The sequence below is a fragment of the Paraburkholderia sp. IMGN_8 genome, from assembly GCF_038050405.1.
Taxonomy (GTDB): Bacteria; Pseudomonadota; Gammaproteobacteria; order Burkholderiales; family Burkholderiaceae; genus Paraburkholderia.
This window is the reverse complement of sequence record NZ_CP150901.1, coordinates 3886339-3900061: the sequence shown is the minus strand read 5'-3', so window position 1 is coordinate 3900061 and position 13723 is coordinate 3886339. Positions and strand designations below refer to the sequence as shown.

Sequence of the window (13723 nt, the reverse complement as noted above, 5' to 3'; positions counted from 1 at the left end):
CGGCGGCTCTCGTGTAACGGCCTTTAGAAGAAACAGCTCATTGCGCTGCCGGCGACCGCCGACGCGCCGAGCGCGCCGCTTGCGGTTTCGCGGCGGCGCCATTCGACCTGGCAGTTACCTCGGCATCCACGTCGACATCCATCACCGCAGACGCAGCCGGCGCCGCCGGGGTCACCTCGGCGGCCGTCGCCGCGGGCACGGGCTGAATCGTCCCCGCGCGCGAACTGACCACCACCGCGCGCGGCTCGTTGTCGTAAATGACAGCGCGCACGCGCGGATAAATCTGCCGCTCCCAGCGGTGTCCGTTGAACACGCCATAGTGCCCCACACCGGTTTGCACGTGATGCGTCTTCAAATAAGGCCGTAACTTGTCGCACATATCCTGCGCCGCGAGCGTCTGTCCAACTGCGCAGATATCGTCTTTTTCGCCTTCAACGGTGAGCAGCGCAGTGCGCCGGATCTTCGACGGTTCGACCTTGCGTCCGTCCACTTCGAGTTCATGCAACGGCAGCGCGTGCCGCTGAAAAACCGTATCGACGGTTTCCAGGTAGAAATCGGCGGTCAAATCCATCGTCGCGAAGTATTCTTCATAGAAGGTGCGAATCGTGTCGGCCTTCGCCGGATCGCCCTTGGCGCGCTCGTAGTACATGGTCTCGAACGAGTCGAGATGGCGGCCGAGATTCATCGACATGAACGCCGTGAGCTGCACGAAGCCCGGATACACGCGACGGTGCGCGCCTGCAAAACCGAACGGTACCGCGCTGATCAAATTCTGTTCGAACCATTCGAGCGGCTTGCTCTTCGCCAGTTCGTTGACGCGCGTCGGATTGATGCGCGTGTCGATCGGGCCGGCCATCAGCGTCATGCTGGCGGGCTGCGCGGGGTGATCGTCGGCGGCCATCAGCGCGACGGCGGCGAGCGCGGCGACCGTCGGCTGACACACCGCCAGCACATGCGCGCCCGGTCCGATCGTTTCGATGAAGTCGATCACGTGCTGCACGAATTCGTTGAAACCGAAGCGGCCCTGGCTGAGCGGCACGTCACGCGGGTTGTGCCAATCGGTGATGTAGACATCGTGCTCGGCCAGCATCGTGTGCACGGTGCCGCGCAGCAGCGTCGCGAAGTGGCCGGACATCGGCGCGATCACCAGCACGCGCGGCTGTGGAGTGGAAAGCGCGGTGTCCTTGCGGAAATGCAACAGCGAGCAGAATGGCGTGTGCGCGACGACTTCCTCGATGATCGTCACCGGTTTGCCTTCCGTCACAACACTTTCAATACTGAACGGCGGTCTAACGGGTGTGAGTCCGGCGAGTGCCCAAAGATCGCAGGCCGCGCGTATCGAGCGTCCGTGCGACGTTTCGCCGAACGCAGGCCATGCGTCCAGCGAGTGATTGACCAGAGCCGCGCCGTGCCGCATCGGCAGCATCATGTCGGCAAACGCCTGGTATGTGGGATATGCGAACAGGTTCATAACCTTCGCACGAATGCTAGAAAGGAAGGAATTCGAATAGAGGCAAGTCACGTGCCAATCAAGCATACGCGCTGTCGCGTCATAGGTGCAGATTGGCATAGCATTTGCGCAAGTAACCGGAGCGGGCCGGAATTGCCGCGCTTTGGTGCGCCGACGCACGGCAGCGTGCACGCGCATCGTCAGGCGTCGCGCGAACGCCTTATCAGGAGGAACGTATGACGAATACCACGCTCACCATCACCAGCAAGAATTATTCGTCGTGGTCGCTGCGCGGCTGGCTGCTGACCAGGTTCAGTGGTTTGCCTTTCGAAGAGATCGTGATGCCGATCGACGATCCCGCCGCGCGCGCCGAATTGCTGCTGCTGTCGCCGTCGATTCTGGTGCCGTGTCTCTTTCACGACGGTATCAAGATCTGGGACACGCTGGCGATTGCCGAATACCTGAACGAACTGAAGCCGGAGGCGGCGCTGTTGCCCAAGGACCTCCGCACGCGGGCGCACTGCCGCTCGATCTGCGGCGAGATGCATTCAGGTTTTAGTTCGCTGCGCTCGGCATTGCCGATGAATCTCAAGGCGCATTTTCCCGGCTTCAAGGTGTGGGCGCGTGCGCAATCGGATATCGAACGCATCGTAACGATCTGGAGCGAATGCCTGAAGCAGTATGGCGGCCCGTTCCTGTTCGGCGAGCGCACGGCGGCCGACGCGATGTACGCGCCGGTGGTGACGCGTTTCGTCACCTACGACGTCAAGCTCGATCCGGAGATCGTCGAATACGGACAGCGCATCATGGCGCTGCCCGAAATGCAGCAATGGATTGCCGACGCCCAGAAGGAAGTGGAAGAGATCGACGAACTTGACGTCGAGTTCTGACCACGGCGCGGCGGCGCGCCACGACGAAACGAGGCGCGCCGCACCGGCAACTTAGTCGCGCCCGGCTTCCAGCTTGAACACGCTGACCACCTGCGCGAGACGCGCGGCCTGGTCGCGCAACTCGGCCGCCGCGAGTTCGGCCTCGCCGACGATCGTCGCGTTCTGCTGGGTCGCCTCGCCGATCTGGGTGACGGCGAGGTTGACCTGTTCGATGCCGCCCGATTGCTCGCGCGATGCGACGCTGATCTCGGCCATGATCGAGCGCACCTGACCGACCTGGTGAACGATGCCCTGCATCGTCGAGCTGGCTTCTTCGGCGATCCGGAAGCCGCTTTTGACGGTTGCCGTCGATTCGGCGATCAAGCCCTCGATCTCCTTCACCGACGCCGCGCTGCGCTGCGCCAGCGCGCGCACTTCCGAGGCCACCACCGCGAAGCCCTTGCCATGCTCGCCTGCCCGCGCTGCTTCGACGGCGGCGTTCAGCGCGAGGATATTGGTCTGGAACGCGATGCCTTCGATCACGCTGGTGATTTCGGCGATTTTCTGCGACGAGCGGCTGATTTCGCCCATCGTCGAAACCACGCGTTCGACGGCGCGGCCGCCTTCCAGCGCGGCGTCGGCGGCGTTCGTGACGAGCGTGTTGGCCTGTGCGGCATGGTCGGCGTTTTGCTGCACGGTCGAGGTGATCTGCTCCATGCTGGCCGCGGTTTCTTCGAGGCTGCTCGCTTGCGTGGCAATGCGCGCGGCGATGTCGCCGCTGCCGGTGGCGATCTTCTCGGTGCCGTAAGACATATCGGTCGATGCGTTGCGCACCTGCGAGACGATGCGCGCAAGACCTTCGCCGATGCCGTCGATCGACTGCATCAGGCGGTCGATTTCGTCGGCGCGAGCACGCGCGCCTTGCGCCACGCGCACGCTCAGGTCGCCCGCGGCGAAGCGCTCGGACGCCTTGGCGGCTTCATCGAGCGGGCGGCTCACCAAGCGGCGCACGGCGATCAGGAACACCGCCGCGAACGCCCCGACCAGCGCGAAACCGATCAACAGGAAGCGGTTGCGAGTAGCGGTGACGTCGGCCATCACCTCGTCGCGCGGCGCGACACCGCCCACCAGCCAGTGCCATTCCGGCACGGTGATGAACGACACGTATTTGTCGCGCGCGTTGCGCTCGCCGAGAGTCGTATCCGCCGAGCTGTATTCGAGCTGCCCTTGTTTCATCTCCAGCATCTGCTGATACGGCGCGTTGGCGTTGTCGGCGATCTGGCCGGTGGCGGCCGGATGCACGATCAGCTTGCCGCGCTCCGCGCCATTCGAAGCGTTGACCACGAAGTAATAGCCGCTGTCGCCGATCTTCAGTTTGCGAATACCGTCTTCGACCGACTGGATCTCTGAGTCCACGTTCACGCCGACAAACAGCGCGCCGATCACCCGGCCGCTCGCGTCCGTAATCGGTCGATATTGCGTGATCAAACGTTTGCCGAAGAGCGTGGCAAGCCCGGTATAGGATTGGTTCGCGACAATCAGCGCGTACGCCGGCCCCTTGCGGTCGAGCAGGGTGCCGATCGCGCGCGAGCCGTCCTGTTTCTTCAGCGACGTGGTCACGCGCACGAAGTCGTCGCCGCTGCGCGCGAACACGGTGGCGACCGAGCCGCTGCGTTCGAGAAACTGGTCGGGGATCGAGAAGTCCATATTCAGGACTTTGTCGCCGGCCTTGAAGGTCGGCGTGGCAACGCCGTTGATGTCGATCTTCTGGGTTTCGTCGAGCGTATAGCCGCTGGGCAGGAAGCTCGCGAACAGCGACATCGAGCGATCGACTTCTGTCGATAGCGCTTTGTCGAACAGCGTGATCATTGCGGCGATCGAACGGTCCTTATCGGCAATGCGTTCGAGAACCTGATCGCTGATCTGCGTGCCCGCGCTGCGGGTCAACCCCCACGTGAAGGCGGCGAAAATCAGCGCCACGAGCGCGCAGGAAAGCATTGCCAGCCTGGCGCCCACGCTGGCGCGGCGCAAAGAGAGAAGTTCCATCGGCGATTGCGGAGTAAAGGAGGAAGGGTGATGCGCCGGCCATGCGTAGGCATGGCCGACATCGATGTCCTGTTTACGACCGCGCGACCGGTTTTCTTTAGTTTATTGAAAGCGCCGTGTAATGGGTCGCAAGGATCACAACGCGGACTACAACGCGGTCAACCTGCTCCGGCGATCAGCGGCGCCCCGAGACGCCGCGCCAGGTGCGCAGCAGCAGCGCGTTGGTGACGACGCTGACGCTCGAAAACGCCATCGCCGCGCCAGCCAGCATCGGATTCAGCAGGCCGAAGGCGGCAAGCGGAATGCCGATCAGGTTATAGACGAACGCCCAGAACAGGTTCTGCTGGATCTTGCGCCAGGTCTTGCGCGAGATGTCGATGGCGTCGGCCACCAGCGCCGGATCGCCGCGCATCAGCGTGATGCCGGCCGCGTGCATTGCGACGTCGGTGCCCGTCGCCATCGCGATGCCGATGTCGGCGGCGGCAAGCGCGGGAGCGTCGTTGATGCCGTCGCCCGCCATCGCGACAATGCCTGCGCTGCGGAATTTCAGGTCGCGGATCACGCGGGCCTTGTCCTCCGGCAGCACTTCGGCGTGGAATTCGTCGATGCCCAGCGCCTTGGCGACGCTCGCCGCGCTGCCATGGTTGTCGCCGGTGACGAGCACGCTTTTGACGTCCATCCGCGCGAGTCGCTCGACGGCGGCGCGCGCGGTCGGTTTGACTGTGTCGCCGAAGGCAATCAGCGCGAGCGCGGCGGGTGTTTGCGGATCGCGCTGCATCAGCCAGGAGACAGTGTGGCCCGCGGCTTCGAGTTCTCGCGCGCGTTCGATGAGTTGCGACGGTAACTGGATGCCCAGTTCGTTGAGCCAGCGTGTGCTGCCGAGCGCCAGGGTATCGCCTTGAATATCGGCTTCCACGCCGCGGCCAGGCACGGCGCGCGCGGCGGTCGCGGTGATTGCCTCAGTCATCGACACAGGGGATGCCGCTACAGCAGCGAACCCGGAACCACCGAGCGGGCCATTGCTCCGCGCCGCGGCGCCGTCATTTGCTGACGTCGCTTCAACTACGGTCTCCGCGGGCAAATCGCTTGCTCGCGCCTCTTCATAAGCCTTCACCACCGCCCGCGCCAACGGATGATCGCTATGCCGCTGCACCGCTGCGGCGAGTGCCAGCGCCTCATCGCGACCGATGCCGCCGATCGGTTCGAATGCCGTCATCGACGGTTGCCCGATCGTCAGCGTGCCGGTTTTATCGAACGCGACAACGCTCACCCGATGCGCGGTTTCCAGCGCCTCGGCGTCCTTGATCAACACGCCATGCCGCGCGGCGACGCCGGTGCCGGCCATGATCGCCGCCGGAGTCGCCAGTCCGAGCGCGCACGGGCAGGCGATCACCAGCACGGCGACTGCGTTCAGGATCGCGGTCTCGCCACCCGCGCCGGCGATCAGCCAACCCACCAGCGTCAGCGCCGCGATCGCCAGAATCGCCGGCACGAAGATCTCGCTGACCCGGTCGACCAGCCGCTGAATCGGCGCCTTCTCGGCCTGCGCGCTTTCGACGAGGCGGATGATCCGGGCCAGCGTCGTTTCCGCGCCGATCGCGGTGGTCGTCACCGCGATCGCGCCTTCGCCGTTGATCGAACCGGCGGTGACCGGATCGGCCACCTGCTTCGGCACCGGCAGGCTTTCGCCGGTAATCAGCGATTCGTCGATATGCGTGCGGCCTTCCAGCACCGCGCCGTCGACCGGCACGCGCTCGCCCGGCCGCACGATCACCACCGTGCCGACCCGCACTTGCGCGAGCGGCACCTCGCGTTCGTCCGCGCCGATGCGAATCCGCGCGCGGTCGGGGCGCAGCGCGTTGAGCGCGCGGATCGCATCGGTGGTCTGGCGCTTGGCGCGCGCTTCGAGCCATTTGCCGAAGCGCACCAGCGTGATCACCACCGCCGACGCTTCGAAATACAGATGCATCACGTCGCCCGGATGGCCCGCCAGTTGGTAGACGCTGATCCCATAAGCCGCCGACGTGCCGAGCGCCACCAGCAAGTCCATGTTCCCGGCGCCCGCCCGCACGGCACGATAGGCCGCCCGATAGAAACGCGCGCCGAAGACGAATTGCACGATGGATGCGAGCGCAAGTTGCAGCCACGGTGAAAGCATCGCGTGAAGCCCGAACCACTCGCCGACCATCGGCAGGACGAGCGGCAGCGTCAGCACGGCTGAGGCGAGCACGGCATAGAACTCGCGACGCGTCTTGTCGCGCTTGCTGTCGGCGATGGCGGCGCCGCCGGCGGCCGGCGGCGCGTCTGGCGGCGCGATCAACGTCGCCTCGTAGCCCGCTTTCTTGACGGCTTCGATCAGCGCGTCCGGCGGGCTCGAGGCCGCATCGACGAGATTGACAGTTGCTGTTTCGGTTGCCAGATTCACCGACACGCCCGCGACGCCCGGCACCTTTGCCAGCGCCTTCTCCACCCGCATCGCGCACGATGCGCAAGTCATGCCGCCGATCGCCAGTTCCGTGGCCTGCGGCGCTTGTGCCGCTGTGGCGGCTTCGACGCTTGCGGCGGGGGTGGCTTCGTAGCCCGCTTTGCGTACGGCGTTGACAAGTGTTTCCGTAGCAACGGTCGCGTCGCTGTCGATGCTGGCTTTTTCGGTCGCGAGATTCACCGACGCGCGCGTGACGCCCGGCACTTTGGCCAGCGCCTTTTCGACGCGCATCGCGCAGGACGCGCAGGTCATTCCGTCGATGTCGAGTTCGGCGGTTTTGGCGGTCGCGTCCGCGGGACGCTGGGGAGTGGCAAGTTCGGTCATCGTAGGCAAGGCTCGTGGCGGCATCGGGCCGCATCATGAACCGAGTATCAACCTTCCCATGATGGGAATGTCAAGGGCGTCTTTTATTGCTCGGGAAGGCGGCCGAAAGCGCTCCATCAGAACGCCGGCGGCGCGTCCAGCATGGCCTGGCCGACCGCCTGCTGTTCGTCGCTCGCGCGCGCCAGCAAGGTTTCGGCAGCGCCACGCCGGTCGGCGGCGTCCTTGTTCTGGCTGAGCTTCCATTTGCCGACCAGTTGCGTCACTTCGATCTCGAGGCCGACAATCGCGCCCAGCATCTGGGACAGATAGTCGGCCGGCGCGTCGCCCATCTTCCACGGCGCCGGTTCGCCGGTTTCCATCTTGCGAGTGAGCCGCGCGACCAGGCCGCGCACGAAAGCTTCATCGTCGCGCACGACGATCCGGCCGTGCGCGTGCACCACCATATAGTTGTAAGTCGGCACCTGACGATGCGCTTCGTGTTTGCTCGGATACCAGTTCGGCGAAATGTAAGCGGCGGGGCCCTGGAAGATCACGAGGGCTTCCGGGTAGGTAGCGGCTTCCTGCCAGACCGGGTTCGCACGGGCGACGTGGGCGCGGAGGATGCAGTGAGAGCGTGCGGCCCCTTCGGTTCCAGCGGGCGCGGCTTCCATGATGCCCTCTGCGGGGACTAGCTGCGCGTCGAATGGCAGATGGTTCGCATCGAGCCCGTTCGGCCCATTTGTAATCAGCGTGCCGAACGGCTGGTCGACGATCAGGCGATGGAGAACCTCTGGACGGTTCTCTTCAAAATGGGCAGGCGTATACATGAAACGCTCCCGATGCAAAAAGGGCGGCGAATGGTTGACAACGGCGGCTGGCCAAAGGAGAACGTAAGCGAGGCGTCGTAAAAACGGTCAACCGTACCGCAAATGAACCTCGCGCGCTTCGCTTATTACAAGGCTCAATTCTTGCCTTTGCGCTTGCCTGGTAAGTAAGGATACGATACAACCCGATGTTGCCGGCATGGCGACCCCAGACTGTCCGCGTAGAGCTTGGGGAGGCCACGCAAGCAGGTTCCGCTACACACCGACGTATCCCCTGGGCCGCACGTTCCGCCACCTGAACGAATGATAAAAAATCGCCGAGAACTGTTTTCGCTTCACTGGACCTGCGCATCGCTCGCAGGCCTCGCATTTCTGGCCGGTTGCGCGTCGACACCGTCCGCCACGCAAAAAGCGACCGGCTGGATCAAGGACGAAGTCGCCGATTCGTACGTGTTCGGCTATCCGCTGGTGCTGATGGGCGTCGCGCGCGATGCGGCGGTCGGCACCGATCCGGGCCAGGCGCCGATCAATACGCTGCGTCATGCACAGGCCTTGCCGCCGGTCGGCACCGCCAATCCGCCGCAGCCAGGCCTCGACACGCTCGATTCGACCGGCTGGCTGGACGTCGGCGCCGAGCCGGTGATCGTCTCGTTGCCAGATTCGCACGGCCGCTACGTCGACGCCCGCGTGCTCGACATGTGGACCAACGTGGTCTGGTCGACCGGAACGCAGTTCGCCACGCGCGCAGCGGGCATCAAGGCGCAAACGATTGCGTTCGTTGGTCCGGGCTGGCAGGGCGATCTGCCCAAGGGCGTCACGCGCGTCGATGTGCCGACCCGCAACGCATGGGTGAGCGTGCGCATTCAGTCGAACGGCACGCGCGACCTGACGGCGGTGCGCAAGCTGCAACGCGCGATCCGCGTGGCGCCGCTGGGCGTCTATGCCGGCGACACGCGCTCGGCGTCGATTACGCCGCCGCGCAGCAACGCTGCCGATGCCGCCGCCGCGGCAGCGTCCGGTACGCCGGCCGCGCAGGTTGCCGCGCTCGACGCGAACGGTTTCTTCAGCCGGCTTGCCCAGGCGTTGCCGGACAATCCGCCGACACCGGCCGATCCGCATGCATTGAAAATCCTCTCTGACCTCGGCGTGAAGCCCGGCGAGCCGGTGACGCTGCCGAGCGCCACCGAGGCGATTGCCGCGGGTTTCACCGACGGCCGCGAGCGCATCGTCACGCCGCCTTCCAATTTGCTGACCGGCAATGGTTGGAGCTGGTTCGGCGACGGCGTGGGCAACTACGGTCCCGACTATTCGATGCGCGCTTACGCCGCCTATGCGCAATCGGGCATCGGCACGAAAGACGACGAAGTGCGCGCCGTCGTCACGCAGGACAGCGACGGTCATGCGCTTAACGGCGGGAACCGCTACGTGATCCACTTCGCGCCGAACCAGTTGCCGCCAGTGCGCGGCTTCTGGTCGATCACCGCCTATACCAAAGACGGCGCGCTCGGCGAAAGCGCACCGGCGCGTCTGGCCGTCGGCGATCGCAATGGCGCGCGCCGCAATCGCGACGGCTCGCTCGACGTGACGGTGTCGTCGGCGCGCGGCAAGAGCGGCAACTGGCTGCCGGCGCCGCGTGCCGATCTGCAACTGGTGCTGCGTCTGTATGCACCGAAGCCGCAAGCCACCGACGGCAGCTGGCAACCGCCGGCCGTTGTACGTCAGTGATATGACGGTCATCCATGAGTGATGCATAAGCAAGCGCGTGCCGTTGCCTGGTGCAACGCGCGCGACTTTCTGTGTCGCGGATGATTGTGTAAGTCACGGCTTACATTTCTGTCCCACGCAAGATTCACGACTTATACTGCCGCTTGCGGGATTTTCGTTTTCGCGGCGGGCTTGCCGCCGCATTACCCAAGACCGAGCATGGCAAGCCTCAATAAAGCAACACTCGCATCTTCCATGCGGACCTTGCGCGACGTCGCGCAGTCACGCCGTACCCGGCGTGTCATCACAGGTCTGCTGATCTTCCTCGTAGTGTTTGGCCTGCTGGGCTTTTTCGCGGCGCCGCCGCTGATTCGCCACATCGCCGAACAGCAACTCAGCAAGCAACTCGACCGGCCTGCAACGATCGGGCGCATCGCGCTCAATCCGTACACGCTCAAGCTCGAAGCCGATAGCGTGCATATCGGCGAGCGTGGCGGCGCGGGCGATTTCGTCGATATTTCGCGGCTCATCGTGCAGCCGTCGTGGAGTTCGCTGTTTCGCGCGGCGCCGATCATCGACGAAATACAGCTCGATTCGCCGCGCTTTCATATCGTTCGCTACGATGCGCAGCGCTTCAATTTCACCGATCTGATCGAGAAGTTCGCGGGCCAGCCGTCCCAGCCCGCCAGCAAGCCGACGCTCTTCTCCGTGTCGAACATCCGGCTCGAAAACGGCCAGATTACTTTCGACGACAAGCTGCTCGGCGCCACCCACGTGATCGATCAATGGAAGCTCGGCATTCCGTTCATCGCAACGCTGCCTTCGAAAACCAATATCTTCGTCGAGCCGCTGCTGCGTGCGCGGATCGACGGCAGTCCGCTTGCGATCGACGGCAAGACCAAGCCGTTTGCGGCGTCGCGCGAATCGGAAGTGTCGCTGCGCTTTGACGGGCTCGACGTGCCGCGCCTCATCTCCTACGTGCCGACCAGGTTGCCGGTGATCGTGCAGAGCGGCAAGCTGTCCACCGATCTCAAGCTCAACTTCGTGGTCACCAACGACGAGCCGTCACTGCGCGTGGCGGGCACCGTCGATATGAGCGATGTGGACGTGCGCGATCAGAGCAAGGCGCCGTTCTTCGCGGCGCATGCGCTGCATGTGGCCGCTGCGACGCTCGAACCGTTAAAGAGCGTGTATCACTTCGACGATATCCGCATCGACGCGCCGAGCGCCAATCTTGCGCGTGATAAGGCGGGTGTGCTGAGTGTCGAGCGGATGTTCGCATCTGCGCCTGCTGCTGAGGCTTCTGCACCTGCGGCTGCATCTGCACCCGCATCCGCCACGGCGAAGAATCCGGCGAGCGCGCCGGTTGCGGCATCCGGCGCAGCTGCTGCGGAAAAAGCCGCACCGCCTTTGGACCTGTCGATCAAACGCTTTGTGCTCAACGACGGCACGGTGAATGTGCACGACGAAGCGGCCTCGCGACCGGTCGACCTCGGCCTGCAAAAACTGGCCGTCACGTTGACGGATTTCTCGACGCTCGCCGCGGCACCAGCACATTACACGGTGAACACCGCCTTCAAGGATGCCGCCGGTTCGCTCGGCGCGGCGGGCGCATTCGGCCTCGTCGCGAAGACCGCCAGCGCGAAGCTCGACCTGAAGTCGCTGCCGTTGCCGCTGCTGCAACCGTATCTCGACACCGCGACCGCGGCGCAAGTTGTCGACGGCGCGCTGTCCGCGACGGCGGACATCGGCGCGAACTGGTCGAAGTCGCCGGCGGCGGTGATGGTCTCCGATACGCAACTGGATCTGCAATCGCTGAAACTCGCGGCGCGTGGCAGCAAGGAACCGGTCGTCTCGCTCGCGCAAGGCCGCGTGACGGTCAAGCAGGTCGACGTGGCGGGCCGCACCGCCGATATCACCGGCGTCGACACGACCGGCCTGATGGTCAATGCGCAGCGTCTGAAGGACGGCAGCATCGACCTCGCCGCGCTTGCCGGCCCGCATCAAACCGAGCCGCAACGCACGGCGATTCACGCGGTGAAGAAGGCGCAAGAGCAAGGGCCCGCGTGGCACTACAAGATCGGCGAGCTCAACCTGAAAGACGCGACCGCCAATTTCACGGACAACACCACGCCGCAACCGGTCAAGCTGAGCGTTACGCCGCTGCAACTCAAAGTGCAGCAGATCAGCGATGACCTGAGCCGCCCGCTGCCGATCGATCTGCAAGCGACGCTGAACAAGAAAGGCACACTCGGCGTGACCGGCAATGTCACGGCGACGCCGCTCAAACTCGCGTTGAAGGTGAATGCGAACCGGCTCGACGCGGCGGCGTTCGAACCGTACTTCGGCAGCAAGCTGAACGCGTTGATCGCGAGCGCGTTGCTCAACGCGAACGGCGACCTTGCGCTGACCCAGGAGAAGGCGCTGAAAGCGACGTACCGCGGCGATATGGCGCTAGTCGACGTAAGGATGCTCGACAAGGCCACGTCGGACCCGTTCGCCGGCTGGGGTTCGCTCGCGCTGACCAACCTGAAGGCCGACTACGACGATCGCGGCACCGTTGTCGACGCGGGGCGCGTGACGTTCACGAAGTTCTATGGCCGTGTGCTGCTCAACGCACAAGGCAAGCTGAACCTCAGCGACGTGGTCGCGCACGAAAGTGGCGCGGCACAGTCGCTGACGCGCGACAAGAGCGGCGCCGCGCCGGTGCCGTTGACGCCGCAAGCTGCATCGGCGCCTGAGGTAGCGTCCGCGCCGGTGCCGGCATCGGCGGCTACACCGGCCACCGTGACCGCCGCCACGCCTCCCCAGAGCCCCGTCAAGCTGCATTTCGGCCAGCTGGTGCTGCAACAGGGCCGCGTGACCTATACCGACAACTTCGTCAAGCCGAACTTCACCGCGAATCTGGTCGCCATTCAAGGCACGGTCGGCGCGTTCGGCACGCAATCGACCACGGCGGCGCCTGTCGACATCGCCGCGAAGCTGGCGGCCAACGGCCCGCTGTCGATTCGCGGCACGGTCAATCCGCTGATCGCCAAACCGGCGCTCGATCTGACTGCGAGCGCGCACGATATCGAACTCACCAATCTCACGCCGTATTCGGCGAAATACGCCGGGTATCCGATCACGAAGGGCAAGCTGAACGTCGATCTGCACTACAAGCTCGACAACGATCAGTTGAACGCGAACAACCACCTGTTCATCGATCAACTGACGTTCGGCGATCACGTCGAGAACGATACGGCGACCAAGTTGCCGGTGCGTCTCGCGATCTCGCTGCTGAAAAATTCGCGCGGCGAAATCGACGTGAATCTTCCGGTGTCGGGTTCGTTGTCGAATCCTGAGTTCAGCGTCGGCGGGCTGATCTGGCATGCGGTGCTGAATCTGTTGCAAAAGGCCGTGACCGCGCCGTTCTCGCTGATCGCCAACGCATTCGGCGGCGGTGGCGAGGAATTGGGCTACGTCGAGTTCGATCCGGGTTCGGCGAAACTCTCGGACGCCGGTGAAAAAAAGCTCGATACGATCGTGAAGGCCTTGGCCGACAAGACGTCGATTCGTATCGACCTGATCGGCCGCGTCGATCCTGCTGTCGACGAACCAGGGTTGCGTGACCGTTATGTCGAGCGGGTGGTCAAGCAGCAGAAGATCAAGGACGTGGTGGGCAATGGCGAGAGCGTGGATTTGTCGACCGTCACCGTCGATCCGAAGGAATACGACAAGTACTTGACCAAGGCCTACAAGGCCGCCGACTTCAAGAAGCCGCGCAACTTTGTCGGCTTGACCAAGAGCCTGCCGGACGACGAAATGAAGAGCGCGCTGGCCGCCAACGCACCGATCGACGACGCTAGCTTGCGTAATCTTGCGCAAGAGCGGGCGCAAAGCGTACAGCAGTATCTCGAAGGCAAGATCGACAGCAGCCGCGTGTTTGTCGTCGCGCCGAAACTGAACGCTGAAGGCATCAAGGACAAGGGCGCGACGACGCGGGTGGACTTTGGCTTGAAGTGATGCTTTGTGGACCGCACGCCTATGCTATTGCAAAGGC

7 protein-coding genes are annotated in these 13723 nt (G+C 64.2%); 3 read left to right on the top strand and 4 right to left on the bottom strand.

The window, feature by feature from the left end; genetic code table 11:
• Positions 1 to 37: 37 nt before the first annotated feature.
• On the bottom strand, positions 38 to 1471 hold the full coding sequence (phaZ, locus tag WN982_RS38580) for a polyhydroxyalkanoate depolymerase (RefSeq protein WP_341317202.1): 1434 nt from the start codon (positions 1469 to 1471) through the stop codon (positions 38 to 40).
• A 215-nt stretch (positions 1472 to 1686) separates the two neighbouring features.
• On the opposite strand from phaZ, the gene WN982_RS38575 reads away from it, so the two are divergent.
• On the top strand, positions 1687 to 2340 hold the full coding sequence (locus tag WN982_RS38575) for a glutathione S-transferase family protein (RefSeq protein ID WP_341317201.1): 654 nt from the start codon (positions 1687 to 1689) through the stop codon (positions 2338 to 2340).
• 51 nt (positions 2341 to 2391) lie between these two features.
• Here WN982_RS38575 and WN982_RS38570 read toward each other — a convergent pair whose 3' ends face one another.
• The 3 genes from WN982_RS38570 to WN982_RS38560 form a co-directional block, all read right to left on the bottom strand.
• On the bottom strand, positions 2392 to 4365 hold the full coding sequence (locus WN982_RS38570; RefSeq protein WP_341317200.1) for a Cache 3/Cache 2 fusion domain-containing protein: 1974 nt from the start codon (positions 4363 to 4365) through the stop codon (positions 2392 to 2394).
• A gap of 175 nt (positions 4366 to 4540) precedes the next feature.
• Complete coding sequence (locus tag WN982_RS38565) at positions 4541 to 7174, bottom strand: heavy metal translocating P-type ATPase (protein WP_341317199.1); 2634 nt, start codon at positions 7172 to 7174, stop codon at positions 4541 to 4543.
• 116 nt (positions 7175 to 7290) lie between these two features.
• Positions 7291 to 7980, bottom strand: a complete 690-nt coding sequence (locus WN982_RS38560) for an FMN-binding negative transcriptional regulator (RefSeq protein WP_341317198.1) — start codon at positions 7978 to 7980, stop codon at positions 7291 to 7293.
• A 300-nt stretch (positions 7981 to 8280) separates the two neighbouring features.
• On the opposite strand from WN982_RS38560, the gene WN982_RS38555 reads away from it, so the two are divergent.
• Together WN982_RS38555 and WN982_RS38550 are read left to right on the top strand one after the other, a co-directional pair.
• The gene (locus WN982_RS38555; RefSeq protein WP_341317197.1) at positions 8281 to 9702 is read left to right on the top strand and encodes a DUF1254 domain-containing protein; all 1422 of its coding nucleotides are present in this window, start codon (positions 8281 to 8283) and stop codon (positions 9700 to 9702) included.
• Positions 9703 to 9900: 198 nt separating this feature from the next.
• Positions 9901 to 13686, top strand: a complete 3786-nt coding sequence (locus WN982_RS38550; protein WP_341317196.1) for a DUF748 domain-containing protein — start codon at positions 9901 to 9903, stop codon at positions 13684 to 13686.
• The last annotated feature ends 37 nt before the right edge of the window (positions 13687 to 13723 follow it).

Bases quoted from the DNA above. Each gene is read 5' to 3' on its own strand.
- phaZ (WP_341317202.1), bottom strand. From the start codon at position 1,471: ATGAACCTGTTCGCATATCCCACATACCAGGCGTTTGCCGACATGATG.
- WN982_RS38575 (WP_341317201.1), top strand. From the start codon at position 1,687: ATGACGAATACCACGCTCACCATCACCAGCAAGAATTATTCGTCGTGG.
- WN982_RS38570 (WP_341317200.1), bottom strand. From the start codon at position 4,365: ATGGAACTTCTCTCTTTGCGCCGCGCCAGCGTGGGCGCCAGGCTGGCA.
- WN982_RS38565 (WP_341317199.1), bottom strand. From the start codon at position 7,174: ATGACCGAACTTGCCACTCCCCAGCGTCCCGCGGACGCGACCGCCAAA.
- WN982_RS38560 (WP_341317198.1), bottom strand. From the start codon at position 7,980: ATGTATACGCCTGCCCATTTTGAAGAGAACCGTCCAGAGGTTCTCCAT.
- WN982_RS38555 (WP_341317197.1), top strand. From the start codon at position 8,281: ATGATAAAAAATCGCCGAGAACTGTTTTCGCTTCACTGGACCTGCGCA.
- WN982_RS38550 (WP_341317196.1), top strand. From the start codon at position 9,901: ATGGCAAGCCTCAATAAAGCAACACTCGCATCTTCCATGCGGACCTTG.